The sequence below is a fragment of the Bacillus swezeyi genome, assembly GCF_001969815.1.
GTDB classification, from domain to species: Bacteria; Bacillota; Bacilli; order Bacillales; family Bacillaceae; genus Bacillus; species Bacillus swezeyi.
In genome coordinates this window covers 388,864-407,638 of sequence record NZ_MRBK01000004.1, presented here as the reverse complement: position 1 = coordinate 407,638, position 18,775 = coordinate 388,864, and the positions used below count along the sequence as shown (strand labels likewise).

General features: G+C 45.5%; 15 protein-coding genes. 13 read left to right on the top strand and 2 right to left on the bottom strand.

Annotated elements, in window-relative coordinates; all coding sequences use genetic code 11:
- The first annotated feature begins 22 nt into the window (after window positions 1-22).
- The 10 genes from BTA30_RS04760 to BTA30_RS04715 all read left to right on the top strand — a co-directional run bounded on the left by BTA30_RS04760 (window position 23) and on the right by BTA30_RS04715 (window position 13,059).
- Window positions 23-1,471: a DEAD/DEAH box helicase gene (locus BTA30_RS04760; RefSeq protein ID WP_076759904.1), complete on the top strand. Its 1,449-nt coding sequence runs from the start codon at window positions 23-25 to the stop codon at window positions 1,469-1,471.
- A 119-nt stretch (window positions 1,472-1,590) separates the two neighbouring features.
- Window positions 1,591-2,994, top strand: a complete 1,404-nt coding sequence (gene abnB, locus BTA30_RS04755) for an arabinan endo-1,5-alpha-L-arabinosidase AbnB (RefSeq protein ID WP_239693600.1) — start codon at window positions 1,591-1,593, stop codon at window positions 2,992-2,994.
- Between the two features lie 132 nt (window positions 2,995-3,126).
- A complete protein-coding gene (gene yxeI / locus BTA30_RS04750) occupies window positions 3,127-4,113 on the top strand; it encodes a penicillin V amidase (RefSeq protein ID WP_076759902.1) in 987 nt (328 codons plus the stop codon).
- 13 nt (window positions 4,114-4,126) lie between these two features.
- Complete coding sequence (locus BTA30_RS04745; protein WP_076759900.1) at window positions 4,127-4,669, top strand: hypothetical protein; 543 nt, start codon at window positions 4,127-4,129, stop codon at window positions 4,667-4,669.
- A gap of 342 nt (window positions 4,670-5,011) precedes the next feature.
- Window positions 5,012-6,859 (top strand): beta-glucoside-specific PTS transporter subunit IIABC, encoded by a 1,848-nt coding sequence (locus BTA30_RS04740; protein ID WP_076759897.1) that lies wholly within the window; start codon window positions 5,012-5,014, stop codon window positions 6,857-6,859.
- 60 nt (window positions 6,860-6,919) lie between these two features.
- On the top strand, window positions 6,920-8,329 hold the full coding sequence (bglH, locus tag BTA30_RS04735; RefSeq protein WP_076759895.1) for an aryl-phospho-beta-d-glucosidase: 1,410 nt from the start codon (window positions 6,920-6,922) through the stop codon (window positions 8,327-8,329).
- A gap of 245 nt (window positions 8,330-8,574) precedes the next feature.
- Complete coding sequence (locus BTA30_RS04730) at window positions 8,575-9,264, top strand: response regulator transcription factor (protein ID WP_076759893.1); 690 nt, start codon at window positions 8,575-8,577, stop codon at window positions 9,262-9,264.
- The gene (locus BTA30_RS04725) at window positions 9,264-10,268 is read left to right on the top strand and encodes a sensor histidine kinase (RefSeq protein ID WP_076760265.1); all 1,005 of its coding nucleotides are present in this window, start codon (window positions 9,264-9,266) and stop codon (window positions 10,266-10,268) included. The genes BTA30_RS04730 and BTA30_RS04725 overlap by 1 nt, the downstream gene beginning before the upstream one ends.
- Before the next feature lie 99 nt (window positions 10,269-10,367).
- Window positions 10,368-11,129 (top strand): ABC transporter ATP-binding protein, encoded by a 762-nt coding sequence (locus BTA30_RS04720; protein ID WP_076759891.1) that lies wholly within the window; start codon window positions 10,368-10,370, stop codon window positions 11,127-11,129.
- Window positions 11,119-13,059, top strand: coding sequence for an ABC transporter permease (locus BTA30_RS04715; protein WP_076759889.1), 1,941 nt, complete (start codon window positions 11,119-11,121; stop codon window positions 13,057-13,059). The genes BTA30_RS04720 and BTA30_RS04715 overlap by 11 nt, the downstream gene beginning before the upstream one ends.
- Window positions 13,060-13,118: 59 nt before the next feature.
- Here BTA30_RS04715 and BTA30_RS04710 read toward each other — a convergent pair whose 3' ends face one another.
- On the bottom strand, window positions 13,119-15,209 hold the full coding sequence (locus tag BTA30_RS04710; RefSeq protein WP_094777297.1) for an ArnT family glycosyltransferase: 2,091 nt from the start codon (window positions 15,207-15,209) through the stop codon (window positions 13,119-13,121).
- Between the two features lie 204 nt (window positions 15,210-15,413).
- Here BTA30_RS04710 and yhfH point away from each other — a divergent pair, with 204 nt between their 5' ends.
- The 3 genes from yhfH to aceA are packed head-to-tail and all read left to right on the top strand — an operon-like array spanning window position 15,414 to window position 18,478.
- On the top strand, window positions 15,414-15,551 hold the full coding sequence (gene yhfH / locus BTA30_RS04705) for a protein YhfH (protein WP_076759884.1): 138 nt from the start codon (window positions 15,414-15,416) through the stop codon (window positions 15,549-15,551).
- A 43-nt stretch (window positions 15,552-15,594) separates the two neighbouring features.
- Window positions 15,595-17,184 carry a malate synthase A gene (gene aceB, locus BTA30_RS04700; protein WP_076759881.1) on the top strand — a complete coding sequence of 530 codons (1,590 nt, stop codon included), beginning with the start codon at window positions 15,595-15,597 and terminating at the stop codon, window positions 17,182-17,184.
- Window positions 17,185-17,200: 16 nt separating this feature from the next.
- Complete coding sequence (aceA, locus tag BTA30_RS04695) at window positions 17,201-18,478, top strand: isocitrate lyase (protein ID WP_076760264.1); 1,278 nt, start codon at window positions 17,201-17,203, stop codon at window positions 18,476-18,478.
- Window positions 18,479-18,553: 75 nt separating this feature from the next.
- Here aceA and BTA30_RS23310 read toward each other — a convergent pair whose 3' ends face one another.
- Window positions 18,554-18,715 carry a hypothetical protein gene (locus BTA30_RS23310; RefSeq protein WP_164470216.1) on the bottom strand — a complete coding sequence of 54 codons (162 nt, stop codon included), beginning with the start codon at window positions 18,713-18,715 and terminating at the stop codon, window positions 18,554-18,556.
- Between the last annotated feature and the right edge of the window lie 60 nt (window positions 18,716-18,775).

The following is an 18,775-nucleotide window of genomic DNA, read 5'->3' as shown; positions in this document are numbered from 1 at the left end:
TATGACCAAAAGGAGTCCATTCATGAGCAAAGCCAGTTTTAGAGACTATGTATTAAGCGCCGATATTATTAAAGCACTCGATCATTTAGGATATAAACATCCGACTGAGGTGCAGAGGGAAGCGATTCCCGCAGTGCTCAGACAGCGGGATGTTGTGGTGAAATCCCAGACGGGAAGCGGGAAGACGGCTGCGTTCGGAATTCCGCTTTGCGAGCTGTCCGAATGGGAAGAAAACAAGCCCCAGGCGCTGATTTTGACGCCGACGCGCGAGCTTGCTGCACAGGTCAAAGAAGATTTGACTAATATAGGCCGCTATAAAAGGATAAAAGCAGCAGCTGTTTACGGAAAATCGTCCTTTGAGCGGCAAAAAACGGAACTCAAACAAAAATGCCATGTGGTCGTTGGGACTCCGGGGCGTATATTGGATCACATTGAAAAAGGAACGCTCCCTTTAGAAAAACTGAAATACCTTGTCATCGATGAGGCGGATGAAATGCTGAATATGGGATTTATCGATCAAGTCGAAACGATCATTCGCCATCTGCCGAAAGAACGGCTGACCATGCTGTTTTCAGCGACCTTTCCGGAGGATGTGGAGCACCTTTCCGATCAATATATGAATAACCCTTTGAATATCGAGATCAAAGCAAGCGGTATGACAACCGCAGACATCGAGCATGTGTTGATCATCGTAAACGAAAATAATAAACTTTCACTGTTACGGGATGTTTTAATTGCTGAGAACCCGGACAGCTGCATTATGTTTTGCCGCACACAGGAGCATGTGAATGATTTGCACCAGCGGCTGGCCCGTTTGGATTATCCATGTGCTAAAATCCACGGCGGGATGGTCCAAGAAGAGCGTTTTGACGTTATGAACCGCTTTAGACGCGGAGCGTTTCGCTATTTAGTGGCCACAGATGTAGCGGCGAGAGGCATTGACATTGAAAACATGACACATGTGATCAACTATGACCTTCCATTAGACAAAGAAAGCTATGTGCACCGCACCGGAAGAACGGGTCGAGCCGGAAGCCGGGGAAAAGCGATTACCTTTGCCGGACCACATGAAAAGAATAGGGTAGCCGAAATTGAAGATTATATCGGCTTCGCCATCCCTGTTATTGAAGCTCCATCAAAAGGAGAAATTGCAAGGCAAAAAGAGGCGTTTCAAAAGAAAATCCATAAGAAGCCTGAAGAAAAAACAAATAAGAGTGAGCAGTTAAATAAAGGGATCATGAAATTATATTTTAACGGAGGTAAGAAAAAAAAGCTCAGAGCGGTGGATTTCGTCGGAACAATCGCTAAAATCGACGGTGTCTCGGCAGATGATATCGGCATTATCACGGTAGAAGAGCAAGGTTCATTTGTTGAAATTTTAAACGGCAAAGGCCCCATTGTATTAAATGCGATGAAAAAAACGACCGTGAAAGGGAAATTGTTGAAAGTGAATATAGCGAGGAAGAGATAAACTAAAGGCTGTCGACTTTGTCGAGAGCTTTTTATTGTCCGTAATAAACAAAGGATAAGCAGCATATGATGGATTGTCAAAATATGAAAGCGTTTCAAAAGAGAGGAGAACAAATGAATATGAGTAAGCGTTCCTTTCAAGTCCTTGCGTTGCTTTTCATCATCACTGCCTGCTTCATGCCAAGCTCAGCTTTTGCACAAGCTCAAAAACCTGTTTTTTCGGAAGTTACGGTTCATGATCCATCAATCATTAAAGCCAATGATACTTTCTATGTATTCGGCTCTCATTTGGCTTCCGCCAAATCAACCGATCTCATGCAATGGACGCAAATTTCTTCAAGTGTAAACAACAACAACCCCCTGATTCCCAATGTGTATGAAGAATTAAAAGAAACCTTTGAATGGGCGGAGAGCGATACATTGTGGGCGCCGGATGTCACACAGCTTGAAGACGGCAAATTTTATATGTATTACAACGCTTGCCGCGGTGATTCGCCGAGATCGGCCCTTGGTCTTGCCGTCGCAGACGACATTGAAGGTCCGTACAAAAATCAAGGCATCTTTTTAAAATCGGGAATGGACGGCATCAGCAATGACGGAACTCCTTATGACGCCACAAAGCATCCGAATGTCGTCGACCCGCACACATTCTTTGATAAAGACGGAAAGCTGTGGATGGTATATGGCTCCTACTCCGGCGGGATTTTTATTTTAGAAATGGACCGGAAAACCGGGCTGCCTCTGCCGAATCAGGGATATGGCAAAAAGCTGATCGGCGGCAACCACAGCCGAATTGAAGGCGCATACATTCTCTACAATCCAGAAACACAATATTATTACATGTACATGTCCTTCGGGGGCCTCGCTGCTGATGGCGGATACAACATCCGTGTCGCCCGCTCCAAACATCCTGACGGCCCGTATTATGATGCGGAAGGCCATGCGATGATTGACGTGCGCGGCAAAGAAGGCACGCTTTTTGACGACCGTTCAATCGAACCGTACGGGGTCAAGCTCATGGGCAATTTCTCGTTTGAAAATAAAAGCGGCTATGTTTCACCAGGCCATAACTCAGCCTTTTACGATGAGGATACCGGCAAATCGTATTTAATTTTCCACACCCGCTTCCCTGAACGAGGCGAGGAACACGAAGTCCGCGTCCATCAAATGTTGATGAACAAAGAGGGCTGGCCTGTCGTCACACCTCATCGCTACGCAGGAGAGAAGCTCGGGAAGGTGAAGAAATCTGATGTGACTGGAGACTACCAATTGGTGCGGCATGGGAAAGACATCTCTGCAGACATTAAAGAATCGGTCGACATCCGTTTAAATCAGAGTGGTAAAGTATCAGGCGAGGTAACAGGGAAATGGAAGAAAACAGGGAAAAACCGTATTGAACTGACCATCGACGGAAAAAAATACCATGGCATGCTTTTGCGACAGTGGGATACGAACGCCGAGCGGAAGGTCATGACGTTTAGTGCGTTGTCTCGTGATGGTGATGCGGTTTGGGGGAGTAAGTAATTTGATTAAAATGGCCTCGTGCTACAGGGAGGCCATTTTAACTCTTTCTTTTTGACGAATCTTTTCCAATTCGATAACATGAAACATAAATTGTTAACTAAGTGTAATATCAAACGAAAAGGATGAAGTGCAATGTGTACAAGTATGACATTGAAAACCGCTGATCAGGAGCATTTATTGGCAAGAACAATGGATTTTGCTTTTCAGCTTGATGGAGAAGTGCTGCTGCATCCGCGGCATTACAAATGGGAGAGTGAAGCGGACGGCAAGGTAAATGAGGGTTCCTACGCGTTTATCGGGATGGGCAGAAGGCTTAATAATGCTTTATTTGCCGATGGTCTGAATGAAAAAGGGCTCACCTGTGCCGCACTTTATTTCCCGGGCTATGCTGTATATGAAAAAGAGGTGAAAGATCATCGCCATAATATTGCCCCTCATGAATTTGTGACATGGGTGCTGTCCGGATGCGGTGATGTGGAAGATGTGGAGAAAGCTGTCGCTTCGCTTGCCATTGTGGAGAAAGAGGTCGGGCTGCTGAAGACGGTAACGCCGCTCCATTGGTTCATATCTGATCGCACTGGCCGAAGCATCGTTGTTGAACCGACGGCAGACGGCATCCAAATTCATGATAATCCGGTTGGCGTGTTGACGAACAGTCCGGAATTTCCATGGCATTTGACCAATTTGAGAAATTACATTGGGCTGCGGCCGGGGCAGTTTACCGCTAAAAAAGTCGGGAAGCTGACATTGTCCGCCTTTGGCCAAGGCTCGGGACTAGCTGGGCTGCCGGGAGATTTCACGCCGCCATCACGCTTTATCAGAGCCGCATATTTAAAAGAGCATATAAAGCCTGTTTCCGGCGAGACAGAAGGTGTATCGGCAGCCTTTCATATTCTCTCCAGTATGAATATACCGAAAGGGGTTGTCATCACAGAACAAGGTGAAGATGATTATACCCAATATACGGCGGTCATGTGCAGCGAAACGTGCAGCTACTATTATCACCACTATCAAAATAGGCAGGTTCAAAAAGTATGCTTACTGAAAGAAGACCTGGATAGGAAGGAGTTAAAATCGTTCCAGGCCAATCAAGAACAGGCGATCCACTCGCTTCAATGAAAGAAGGAACGACATGCAAAACAAAGCAGCAAACAGACTTACCTTATTAGGCATCAGCTTACATATCATTTATTGGTTAATGATTTTATTGGCGTTTTTTCATTTCAAACATCAGTTTGACTCTTATACCGTTTGGAATCCAAATGTCGTGAGCGGTTACACACAGGCTGCGACTTTCGTAGACATGCTTAAATTGATGGTTTACTCGGGCACTTTGTTTAACTTGGCCCTCCTTTTCATTTTGATCATGCTGATCGGCATTCTAGTGCAGTCGCTTATTTTTATTGCCCTGGAAATTACGTCCTATATAAAAATTAGAAAAAATCCATATTCGGCGTGGGGCTCTTTTATTTTGGCAATGGGCATCAAAAATATTTTCACAAATTTGTCAGGCATTCCTTTTCTGATCGCCGGCTTTATTCTTCATAAGCAGCAGGAACCGGAAGAAGCCGGCACAAAGCAGACAAAACAAAGGAAAACAAGAAGAGCGCCTTCATTGCTTGGACGGAAAGCAGCGAAAGCTAAGAAGTTGAGAAATAAGGGTATAAAGCCTTAGTTTGCTTATACTGGGAGTAAATTGATTCTCACTATTCTATTTTTATATGACATTCGTAATGAAAGCGTTGACATAAACAAAAGCAGGTGCTAAAGTAAAGTTACAAACTAATAGCACCAAGTTCCTAAGGATTGTTACTGCTAAGCAGGCAAAACCTAAGTTACGCATCGTTCCGGGAGATTGTCCCGTCAGCGTTGGCGTAATTTAGGTTTTTTTTATGCCTGAAATGAGGAGGTGAGGCGAAATTACTAAAATCTTAATCAAAGAAACACAATAAAAAAAGCCGGGTGAAGGCGGCCACCTTCAGTCCGGCAGATTCCCCCAAAGAGGAGGTATACTCATATGGATTATAATAAAGTATCAAAAGACATTTTACAACTCGTAGGCGGTGAAGAGAACGTACAAAGCGTCATTCATTGCATGACAAGACTGCGTTTTAACCTTTATGACAACACGAAGGCAGACCGCGTGAAACTGGAAAATATGCCTGCTGTAATGGGCACGAATATCAGCGGTGATCAATTTCAAATTATCATTGGAAATGATGTGCCGAACGTGTATAAAGCGATCATCGCCAACAGCGGTCTTAGCGACGCAAAGGCAGGGCAACCATCTTCGCAAAAGAAAAACGTGCTTGCCGCCATCTTTGATGTCATTTCAGGCGTATTTACCCCGATTCTGCCGGCAATCGCCGGTGCGGGTATGATCAAGGGGATTATTGCGTTAGCCGTGACGTTCGGCTGGCTGAGCGAGAAGAGTCAGGCGCACACCATTCTGTCTGCCATCGGCGACGGGGCTTTCTACTTCCTGCCTTTATTGCTTGCAGTCAGTGCAGCGAGAAAATTCGGCAGCAACCCTTATGTTGCGGCGGCTATCGGCGCGGCGATTTTGCATCCTGATCTGACGGCTCTGCTTGCTTCAGGCAAAAGCATTTCCTTTATCGGATTGCCTGTAACCGCTGCCACGTATTCGTCGACGGTCATTCCAATTTTGCTTGCCATCTGGATTTCATCTTATGTAGAAAAATGGATTGATAGAATCACGCCGACTTCTTTGAAGCTCATCTTTGTACCGACCTTCACCCTGCTGATTGTCGTGCCCGTCACATTGATCACGGTCGGTCCGCTCGGAGCGATTATGGGAAACTACCTCTCTGTCGGTGTGAACTATTTATTCCAGCATGCCGGCCTCATTGCGATGGTTCTGTTGGCCGGAACGTTCTCACTCATCATTATGACGGGAATGCATTACGCACTGGTGCCGATTATGCTCAACAATATCGCTCAAAACGGATACGACTATTTGATGCCGGCCATGTTCCTGGCCAATATGGGGCAGGCGGGCGCTTCATTCGCAGTCTTTTTACGATCAAGAAATAAAACGTTCAAATCGTTGTCGATGACGACAAGCATCACGGCGTTGATGGGAATTACGGAGCCGGCGATGTACGGTGTCAACATGAGGCTGAAAAAGCCGTTTGTCTCTGCGCTTCTCGGCGGAGCCGTCGGCGGTGCATTTTACGGTATCACAGGAGTTGCATCCTACATCGTTGGCGGAAACGCCGGATTGCCTGGCATTCCAACATTCATCGGTCCTACGTTCGTTCAGGCGATGATCGGGCTCGTCATAGCATTTTTTGCAGCGACGATTATCGCTTTTCTGTTAGGGTTTGAAGATGTGCCTTCAGAGGAAGATGACGCTCAGGCTAAAGCCGAACCTCAAGGTAATGCGGCGGCAGGAGAAATTATTCACAGTCCCATGAAAGGCGAAGTCAAAGCGTTAAGCGAAGTGGATGATGCGACATTTTCCGGAGAAGTGATGGGGAAAGGTGTTGCCATTGAGCCTGAGGAAGGTGAAGTGGTGTCACCGGTATCAGGGACGATTACAACGGTTTTTCAAACGAAGCACGCGCTTGGCATCACAAGCGACAAGGGTGCGGAAATCATTATTCACATCGGGATCGATACAGTGAAATTAAACGGTGAACATTTTACGGTGCATGTCCAGGAAGGAGACGTTGTAACACCTGGTGACCAGCTCGTCTCATTTGATATGGAGGCCATCAAGAAAGCCGGCTACCAGCTGATTACACCGGTCATCATTACAAATACAGAGCGGTATCAATCGGTTAAACCTGTGAAAACTGCTGAAAACGTCAAACCTGAAGAAGCGCTGATCGTGTTAACGTAGAAATAGCGAGCCCGCTTTTAAAGGGTGTTGGCCGACAAACTATAGATGAGGTGAAATGATATGAGTAAAAATGCAAAAAAATTTCCTGAAGGTTTTTTATGGGGCGGCGCGGTTGCCGCAAATCAGGTGGAAGGCGCGTTTAATGCCGGCGGAAAGGGACTTTCTACAGCCGATGTATCACCGAACGGGGTGATGTATCCTTTTGATGAATCAATGGATTCATTGAACTTGTATCATGAAGGTATTGATTTTTACCATCGCTACAAAGAAGATATCGCCCTCTTTGCCGAAATGGGCTTTAAAGCGTTTCGTACATCGATTGCCTGGACGCGGATCTTTCCAAACGGCGATGAGAGCGAACCGAATGAAGAAGGCCTTCAATTTTACGACAATCTGTTTGATGAGCTCCTAAAATACAACATCGAGCCTGTGGTCACCATTTCCCACTATGAAATGCCGCTCGGCCTGATTAAAAAATACGGCGGCTGGAAAAACCGGAAAGTGATCGAATGCTATGAACGTTTTGCGAAAGCGGTTTTTACCCGGTACAAAGACAAAGTGAAATACTGGATGACATTCAACGAAATCAACATGGTTCTGCATGCGCCGTTTACAGGCGGAGGCCTTGTGTTTGAAGAAGGCGAAAACAAATTAAATGGGATGTACCAAGCGGCGCATCATCTATTTGTCGCCAGCGCCCTTGCCGTAAAAGCGGGCCGAGACATTATTCCGGACGCTAAAATCGGCTGTATGATCGCCGCAACGACGACATACCCGATGACGCCAAAGCCGGAAGACGTGCTCGCCGCAATGGAGAATGAGAGAAAAACGCTGTTTTTCTCAGACGTTCAGGCACACGGCGCTTACCCAGGCTATATGAAACGTTTCTTAAAAGAAAACAACATTACGATTGAAATGGCTGAAGATGATGAAGGCATCCTAAAGGAAAACACCGTCGACTATATCGGTTTCAGCTATTACATGTCAATGGTCGCGAGCACGAATCCGGAAGACTTGGCAAAAACGGAAGGCAACTTGCTCGGCGGAATTAAAAACCCGTATCTCGAATCTTCCGAATGGGGCTGGCAGATCGATCCTAAAGGGATCCGCATTACGCTGAATACATTGTACGACCGCTATCAAAAGCCGCTTTTCATTGTTGAAAACGGGCTCGGCGCCGTCGATGTCGTCGAAGAAGACGGCTCCATCCAGGATGACTACAGAATCGACTATTTACGCGACCATTTAAAAGAAGTGAGAGAAGCGATCGCAGACGGTGTCGACTTAATCGGCTACACATCATGGGGACCGATCGACCTGGTCAGCGCCTCCACCGCGGAAATGAAAAAACGCTACGGCTATATTTACGTTGACCGCGACAATGAAGGAAGAGGAACGCTGAAGAGAACGAGGAAGAAAAGCTTTTACTGGTATAAGAACGTGATTGAAACGAATGGCGAAAGTTTGTAAGGCAATGATAAAGAGCTGTTCCCTAGGGGAGCAGCTTTTTTCACTATACATTGAGCTTTACGGGGGAGGGGCAGAACTTAAATATAAAGGTAATACAGGATTTTGATGAGGGTTTAATCGATTGAATGTTCACAGTGAAACATATTTCTCTTTGATGAGATTTTTAGGGCCGGCCCTTCTCTGTAGCACATGAAAATGTTTTGCTATACACTTGACATATAAAAGAAAAAAGTGCGGTGAGTCCGATGTTTAAACTGTTGCTGATTGAAGATGATGAATCACTGTTTCAAGAAATGAAAGAACGTTTAACTGGATGGTCATATGATGTGTACGGCATTCAGGATTTCAACCAAGTGATGCAAGAATTTGCGGAGATTAAGCCTGATTGCGTGATCATTGATATTCAGCTCCCTAAATTTGACGGGTTTCATTGGTGCCGGTTGATCCGCTCCCGTTCAAATGTTCCGATTCTCTTTTTATCCTCGCGTGATCATCCGGCTGATATGGTGATGTCAATGAAACTCGGAGCGGATGATTTTATTCAAAAGCCGTTTCATTTTGATGTGCTGATTGCCAAAATCCAGGCCATTTTCCGTCGTGTTTATGACTATAATACGGAGCCCAACATTCTCAAATCCTGGTGCGGAGCGACCGTGGATATCGAACAAAATCTCGTCAGCAATGAGGCAGGCGCCATTGAACTGACAAAGAATGAAATGTTTATTTTAAAGCAGCTGATTGAACAAAAAAATAAAATTGTGAGCCGGGAAGAGCTGATCAGAAGCTTGTGGAACGATGAGCGTTTTGTAAGCGATAATACGCTGACGGTCAATATCAACCGTCTGAGAAAAAAACTGGATGCCTTGAATCTGGGGCAATATATCGAGACGAAGATCGGCCAGGGCTACAAAGCGAGAGAAGAAGGATCAGTATGATGATCAAAGCGTTTTTTACTGAAAGGCGAAGCTGGATTGCCATGTTTTTATTTCAGCAGGTCCTTATGCTGTTCATTGCCTATGTCGATTCGTCCATCCCATTAACGCCGATCCTTTATATGGTCTACGTGTCTATTCTGATCTTTATTGTTTTTGTCTTGATCCGCTGCCGGAAGGAAACAGCGTTTTATAAAAGTCTTAAAGCATGGGAAAACAACCTTGATGTCACAAATATCAGTGAAGCGGAAACGCCTTTTGAATCGATTATTGAGAGAAGCATCACAGGACAGACAGAACAATTAAAGCAATCGGCAACACGGCACCGTTTAGCGTTAGAGAATGAAAAAGATGAACTAATGGCTTGGATACATGAAGTAAAAACACCGTTAACCGCTATGCATTTAATCATTGAGAGAACAGAAGATCAATCGTTAAAATCCCAGTTGGCATACGAATGGCTGCGCATCCACCTGCTTCTCGATCAGCAGCTGCATCAAAAGCGGATGTCATTTATCGAAAATGACCTGTCAATAGAGGTTCTTGAGCTCAAATCATTGATATTCAAAGAGATTAAAGATTTACAATCGTGGTGTATTCAAAAAGGGATCGGTTTTGATATTCAGCTTGCAGCAGAAGAAGTGCTCAGCGATGCGAAGTGGCTCTCTTTTATCATCAGACAGCTGTTGACCAACTCAGTGAAGTATAGTGAAGCATCTGATATTTTGATTAGAAGCTATGAACAAGGTGAACAGGTGCATCTCGAAGTGGAAGATTTCGGGCGGGGTATTGATCCCAAAGATATATCACGCGTGTTTGACAAGGGGTTTACATCAACAACGGAGCATCATGACCAAACTTCTACAGGAATGGGGCTGTACTTGGCGAAAAAAGCGGCAAAGCAGCTGCTGATACAGATTGAAGTATACTCAACTCCGGGGGCTGGTACAACCTTTACGCTAATTTTTTCAAAACGAAATGAGTTGGCGCAGGTGATAAGCGTGTGACAAAAATGTCACATGCTTTTCTTTTTTGTTAGCTTAATCGAAGGAAAACCATTGTACTCCTTTCTATAATAAAATTATCCAACTTAAAGGAGAATAAAAATGATCATTTTAGAAGCTAATAAAATTCGAAAAAGCTACGGAAATAAGTTCAATAAACAAGAAGTATTAAAGGGAATCGACATTCAGATTCAAAAGGGTGAATTTGTCAGTATAATGGGTGCGTCAGGTTCTGGCAAAACGACTTTGCTCAATGTTCTGTCCTCTATTGATAAGGTGAGTGACGGAACCATTACCATTAACCAGAACGAGATGACCAATATGAAGGAAAGACAGCTCGCTGAATTCCGCAAACAGCATTTAGGCTTTATTTTTCAAGAATACAATTTGCTCGACACGCTGACAGTGAAAGAAAATATTCTGCTGCCGTTGTCGATTACGAAAATGTCTAAAAAAGAAGCCAATCGAAAGTTTGAGGAAGTAGCGAAGGAATTGGGAATTTACGATTTGCGGAATAAATACCCGAATGAAATTTCCGGCGGGCAAAAACAGCGTACATCAGCCGCAAGGGCGTTCATACATGAACCAAGCATTATTTTCGCTGATGAACCGACCGGTGCGCTTGATTCAAAATCGGCCTCGGATTTGTTAAATAAGCTGAGTCACTTAAATCAAAAGCGTCATGCCACGATTATTATGGTCACCCATGATCCGGTTGCCGCCAGCTTCTGCAGCAGAGTGGTTTTTATACAAGACGGTCAAATTTATACACAGCTGAATAAAGGCGGCCAGGGCAGGCAGATGTTCTTTCAGGATATTATGAAAACACAGGGCGTGTTAGGCGGGGTTCAGCATGAACATTAATCAGCTGATCATTCGCAACCTGAAAAAAAATATACGGAATTATTACCTCTATGTGTTCGCGTTAATTTTCAGCGTGGCGCTTTATTTCGCGTTTGTCACACTGCAATATGACCCTGCGATTAATGAAGTGAAAGCTTCGATTAAAGGGGCGGCGGCAATTAAAACCGCATCTATTTTGCTCGTGGCAGTGGTATCGGTCTTTATTTTATACGCCAATACGATTTTTATTAAAAGGCGGAGTCAAGAAATCGGTTTATTTCAATTAATCGGCATGACGAAGCATAAAATCTTCCGCATCTTGAGCGCGGAAAATGTCATGCTTTATTTCGGCTCTTTACTGGTTGGGGTATTTGCCGGATTTTCGATGTCAAAGCTTGCTCTTATGATTTTGTTCAAAATTGTAGATGTTAAAGCGAAAGCGGAACTGCACTTTTCCTGGGAAGCATTGGTCCAAACCATCATTGTCTTCTGTGTCATCTACCTTTTGATTATGGTCATGAATCTTACATTTATCAAAAAGCAAAGCATTTTATCTTTGTTTAAGGCGACTTCATCTACGGAAGATCAAGTCAAAAGAATATCCGTTTTCCAAATGCTGATCGGTTTGCTGGGGATCTTGTTTATTTTGTCTGGATATTATCTTTCCACCGAGCTGTTCGGCGGAAAATTCAAAACGATAAACGAATTGTTCTATGTGATGAGCTTGATTCTCGGGTCTGTCATCATCGGCACATACCTCTTTTATAAAGGTTCAGTCACCTTTATCTCGAATATCATTCGCAAAAGCAAGGGAGGATACTTGAATGTTTACGAAGTGTTATCCCTTTCGTCGATTATGTTCCGAATGAAATCAAACGCTTTATTGTTGACGATTATTACGACCGTTTCCGCGCTGGCAATAGGGTTACTGTCCCTATGCTATATTTCGTATTATTCCGCGGAGAAAACAGCTGATCAATCCGTAGCGGCTGATTTTGCCATGACCAATCAAAAGGGTGCAAAACAGTATGAGCAGTTATTAAACGAAAATGGCATTTCGTATAGCAAAGAAGAAATCCATGTAGCACAAGCGATCTTCAACTTAGAAAACATTGTAGAAGGAGAACCTGAAGATATGGCTGGAGATCCTCGGAAACTACAGCTCGCAGTGGTTAGCGATAAAGAGATTGACGGGATTGACGTGCCGAAGGGAGACGCGATTTTCTCCGGATATACCGATCTTCTGCAAAAGTTTATGGCTTTAAAAGATTCCGGCAGGATTACAATCAGCGGTCGGCATAAGACGAATTCATTAAACTATTTAGGTTTGAGAAAGGAGTTTCTTTTATCCTATAACTTTACCAGCGGGGGATTGCCTGTTGTCATTGTGGATGATGAACGATTTAAACAGCTGAACAATGATAAAGATCCGAAATTGCAGCAGCAACCGAGTGTTTTTATTGGGATCAATGTGAAAGATGATGGTCAGCTTCAGCAAGCAAATGAGCTTTTTGCAAACGTAAATAAAAGCGATCGGCATTTATCACGCCTTGATTACAGTGTCGCTCAAAAGTCCATTTATGGCATTGCCATGTTTATCGTAGGCTTTTTAGGATTAACGTTCCTGATCACATCGGGATGCATCCTTTATTTTAAACAAATGGGTGAAAGTGAAGATGAAAGACCGAATTATACCATTTTAAGAAAACTCGGTTTTACACGGGGAGACTTGCTGAAGGGGATACGCATCAAGCAAATTTATAACTTCGGCATTCCATTGGTCATTGGCCTTTTTCACAGCTACTTTGCCGTTCAATCCGGCTGGTTCCTATTCGGAACAGAGGTGTGGACGCCGATGATCATGGTGATGGCTGTATATACCGTCCTGTATTCTATTTTTGGTTTGCTGTCGGTCCTTTACTATAAAAAGGTGATTAAGTCAGCGCTGTAAGCAGAGATTAAAAATAATAAACGCCCATCGGATTTCTACCGATGGGCTTCTTTCATTTCTTACAACTCAACTTCATAAAGCGTTTCCTGCTGTCCGCCGCCAGGGCCGCCTCTCATGCCCTGATGTGTGGTGCTGTCTGTGTTGTTTGAGGAGCTGCTGTATTCGTCAGACGAAATTTCGGTTCCGTTTTCTTTGATCCAAGAGACGAGCTCACTGTTGCCTGAGTTATCGCTGATCAGGAAATATTTCACTTTTCCTTCTTTGACGAGATTCTTCAGCTCACTGACCGTCAGGATTGGGTCAGTGCCGTTAAAGCCGCCGAGCGCCATGACGGATTCGTCGGCATTGATGATATATGGTGCTGCGGTCACTGTCGTCAAGGTAGCGAATAAGTACTCTTCGCCCGTATTTTGTTCCCGAAGGTATGAGAGCAGCCCTTCATCCATTTCCGAACTGAACATTCCGCCGCCGCTTCCTCCCATTGAGCTTTTCAGCTGCGGTCCTGATTCAGGAAGGACGCTGTTTCCGCCGTATAAAAGCGGTGTCGCCGACCAATAGACAGGTGTGAGAAGAAAAATGAACAAACTGATGATGGTCAGCTGCTTGCCGAACGGATGGCTTCGCTTGAGCATGAGAAGGGCGATGGTGACGCCGAGTCCCAGGATTGCCAAGACGTACATCCAGGCGCTGCCGATTTGTTCCGTATAACCACTTAAAATATAGACTTGGAATGCGGCCGTGATCAATACGGCTGCCGGAAGCAGGTAGCTTGCCCAGTCTTTTTGATTTTTGTATAAGCCGTACATGGCGTACCATCCGATTCCGGACAGCGCGGCGATCGGCGGTGCCAGCATGATCAAGTAATAATGATGGAAGAACCCTGCGATACTGAAAAATCCGGCGACAGGGACGAGCCATGCGGCCCAGAAAAGGGTTTCTTTCATTTCATCCGCTTTTTCGCGGCGGTCGCGGAACCAGCTGATGATCATACCAAGCAGTCCGAACAATGCGAACGGAAGCATCCAGCTGATTTGGCCGGAAAGCGCTGATTGGAAGAGTCTCAGCGGGCCTGCGTCGCCGGTGCCGAACATGTTCATGCTTTGTCCGCCGCCATTGCCTCCTCCTGGACCTCCGTTTCCTCCGCCAGGTCCGCCTTGTCCGCCGTTCGGCGGCTGCATACCCCCGTTAGGAGTGTTGCCGTCTTGCGTTTGAGAATGGCCATCTGATGAACCGTTTCCGCCCGGCGGCTGCATGCTGCCGTTAGGCATGTTTCCGTTTTGACCATTGGAGCCGTCAGACGAGTTCTTTCCGCCCGGCGCCTGCATATCCCCTCCAAAGCCGTTCATGTCGCCGCGTGCGTTGCCTGTCGTTTGCCCGAGAAGGCGCTCTGTGCCGTTGTAGCCGAAAGCCAGCTCAAGCACGGAGTTGGTTTGGCTGCTTCCGACATAAGGACGGCTGTCCGCTGATGTATAGTCGACGACAAACGCCCATGAAAGTGATATGCCGGTGAGGACAATAAGCGACAGTACAGCTGAGATGATTTTTTTCTTCCATTTCGCCTTTGCCGCGATCAGGTAAAACAGCAGAAAGGCCGGGAGCACCATGAAGGCCTGAAGCATTTTCATATTGAATCCGAGTCCGACGAGGCCGAATGCCGCCAATAACCAGATGAGCTTGCCTTGTTTGACCGCTCTCATCAGACACCATGTGCCGAATAGCAGTGTGAACACGAGCATGCTGTCGATATTATTCGTCCGGCTGACGGCCACGGCGATCGGGGTCAGCGCCATCACAAGAGCTGAGATGCGTGCTGCGCCTTTTCCGAATCTGGGCTTTATCATGATGTAGAGCAGATAGACAGAACCGACCCCTGCCAGCGCCTGCGGCAAAATCACACTCCACGTATGGACGCCGAAGATCTTCGCAAAAATCGTTTGAATCCATAAAACAAGCGGCGGCTTATCAACTGATACAAATCCGGAAGGGTCAAATGAAGCATAGAAGAAATTGTGGAAGCTTTGCGTCATGCTTTTGACCGCTGCCAAATAATACTGGTTGGCAGCATCATCCTGCCAAATGTTATATGTATTCAGAATAAGGGCTGCCAACAAAATTGCAGCAAGAATGAAATCGGGTTTTTTTATTTTCATCATCAAGTTCACCTCTTTATAATCCCTATTCTAAAAGAAAAATATGAACAAGTTATGAATAAAAAGAGAACATTCTATTTTTTGTTTGAATGGAAAAAAATAATTATTTTTTGGAAAAAGTGTGTACATTTTCATTTTTGCGCAGTATACTGTACTACAACAGAAACAAAAAACAAAATCTGTGTTATAAAAGGAGTGAAAACAATGAGCATGAAAAGCCCGATGGAGTTTTTCAGAACGCTTCCCAAAAAAACGTGTCCTGAATGCGGGGAGCAGGTGGAGGAGCAGGCTGAATCCTATTTCATGGAATGTGAGCGCTGTCTTGCTAAGAAAGGTGAGTAAGGGAAACTGTTTGATAACAATGATGAAAAGGGCGGGGAGAAAAATGAAAACAGAAGTGAAAAGGATTCATATTACCGGATCGATGAATCCCCAGTATGAAGAGATTTTAACAAAGGAAGCGCTTCAGTTTATCGGACGTCTTGAGTACCATTTTGGCGGCAGAAGGCGGGATTTATTAAACCTCAGAAAAATCGTTCAGGCAGAAATTGACCAAGGGAAAAATCCTGATTTTTTGAAAGAGACGAAGCATATCAGGGAAGAAAACTGGACAGTCGCACCGATTCCGCCGGATTTGGAAGATCGCCGGGTTGAAATAACCGGCCCGGTTGACAGAAAAATGGTGATCAATGCCCTGAATTCAGGAGCAAAGGTTTTTATGGCTGATTTTGAAGATGCGAATTCGCCGACATGGAAAAATTGTATAGAAGGCCAGATCAATTTGCGAGATGCGGTCCGCGGGACGGTTTCCTTTACGAATGAGGCTGGAAAGCGCTATCAGCTGAAGGAAAACCCGGCTGTCATCAAGGTCAGGCCGAGGGGCTGGCATTTGGAGGAAAAGCATGTTTTGGCTGACGGCAAGCCTGTATCAGCGAGCTTATTCGATTTTGGCCTATATTTCTTTCATAACGCAAAAGCGCTGATCGAAAAAGGAAGCGGCCCTTATTTCTACCTTCCGAAAATCGAAAACCATCTTGAAGCAAGACTCTGGAATGACGTGTTTGTCTATGCTCAAAATGACTTGCGTATTCCACAGGGCACGATTAAAGCAACGGTCTTGATCGAAACGATTTTGGCGGCTTTTGAAATGGATGAAATTTTGTATGAATTGAAGGAACACTCAGCCGGCCTCAACTGCGGCAGATGGGATTATATTTTCAGCTTCATTAAGAAATTCAAGAACCGGGATGAAGTCATCCTTCCTGATCGCTCAGCCGTGACGATGACAGTCCCCAACATGAGAGCCTACTCCCTTTTGGCCATCAAAACGTGTCATAAAAGGCATGCCCATGCCATCGGAGGGATGGCGGCGCAGATTCCTGCTAAAGACAAACCGGAAATTAACGAAGCCGCTTTCGCAAAGATTCGTGAAGATAAGGAGCGGGAAGCAAAAGACGGCCATGACGGGACATGGATCGCACATCCTGGGATGATTCAAACAGCCCTTGACGTATTTAATGAACATATGCCGACGGAAAACCAGATTCATAGAAAACGAGAAGATGTCGAGATTGAGGGGAAAGACTTGCTTGAAGTGCCGAAAGGCCGAATTACGGAAGAAGGTGTCCGCACCAATATCAGCGCCGGCATCCGCTATCTCGCTTCCTGGTTGTCTGGCAGAGGTGCAGCACCGATTGACCACTTAATGGAGGATGCGGCAACGGCTGAAATCTCGAGAGCCCAGCTATGGCAGTGGATTCGCCATCCAAAAGGGATTCTTGACGACGGCAGGGAAGTGACGGTTGAGATGTTCAAGACGATGAAAGAGGAAGAAATGGAGAAAATCATCGGTGAAGTCGGTAGGGAACAATTTCAGAGCGGACGGTTCGAAGAGGCAGGACAGATTTTTGAACAAATGATTTTAGATGATGAATTTGCGGAGTTTCTTACGATTCCCGCTTATGAAAAAATGTAATGGGAGGAATTTCATGATGATGGCAGAAAAGGCAAGGCAGATTGAAGAAAGCTGGGAGCATGACAAACGCTGGGGCGGAATCACAAGACCTTATAAGGCATCTGATGTCATTCGCCTGAGGGGTTCGCTGGAGATTGAATACACGATCGCAAGGCACGGCGCCGAAAAGCTGTGGAAGCTTCTCCACACAGAGGATTTCATTGCTGCGCTTGGCGCTTTAACCGGGAATCAGGCGATGCAGCAAGTCAAGGCGGGATTGAAAGCGATTTATTTAAGCGGCTGGCAGGTGGCTGCGGATGCAAACCTTTCTGGAAGCATGTATCCAGACCAAAGCCTGTATCCGGCAAACAGCGTTCCAGATGTCGTCAAAAGAATCAACCGCGCCCTTCAGCGTGCAGACCAAATTCACCATATGGAAGGAAAAGATGATATAGATTGGTTTGCGCCGATCGTAGCCGATGCCGAAGCAGGCTTCGGCGGACAGCTCAATGTGTTCGAATTGATGAAAAGCATGATTGAGGCTGGCGCCGCGGGGGTCCATTTCGAAGATCAGCTTTCATCTGAGAAAAAATGCGGCCATTTGGGCGGAAAAGTATTGCTTCCGACGCAGACGGCGGTTCGCAATTTAATTGCCGCGCGCCTTGCCGCAGACGTCATGGGAGTGCCGACCATTCTCATCGCCCGTACCGATGCGAATGCGGCCGATCTCATCACTAGCGATATTGATCAATATGATGCGCCGTTTTTGACGGGAGAGCGCACATCTGAGGGTTTTTACAAAACAAAATCGGGTCTTGATCAGGCGATTGCCAGAGGCTTGGCATATGCGCCATATGCCGACTTGATCTGGTGTGAAACATCTGAACCGAACATTGAAGAAGCGCGCCGATTTGCTCAGGCGATCCATGAGAAATTCCCTGGCAAACTTCTCGCTTATAATTGCTCTCCTTCTTTTAACTGGAAAGCCAAACTGGATGATAACAGCATTCTGAATTTCCAAAAACAGCTCAGTGAAATGGGCTATAAATTTCAATTCGTCACACTTGCAGGATTCCATGCATTAAATCACGGGATGTTTGAGTTGGCTCGCCAATATAACAATCGAGGGATGGCGGCGTACTCTGAGCTGCAGCAGGCTGAGTTTGCCAGTGAAAAACACGGCTATACGGCGACAAGGCACCAACGCGAAGTCGGAACAAGCTATTTTGATGAAGTGGCGCAGGTCGTCACAGGCGGAACCTCTTCTACAACGGCGCTGAAAGGCTCGACGGAGGCAGAGCAGTTTCAGCCGTAAAAAGCCTTAAGGACATGAAAAAGCCGCCTATCTTAAATAGGCGGCTAGCTTATTGATGGTGTATGGAATGTGAATTTAGCAGTTGACGTCATTGGAAGGGGCTGTCAAAGGATGTTCCCGAAGTACAGTCAATTTACGATGCTGAGCCTTGTCACTTCTTTTGGCCGGCCGATTATCTTTGCTGAAAGAGTAAAACAAATACCCAGCCATTGTCAAAATCAAGATAAACATCATCATAATATCCCCTCCAAAAATTTTTTGTTTTCTATATATTAGACGGATGAGCTAGGAAAAAGT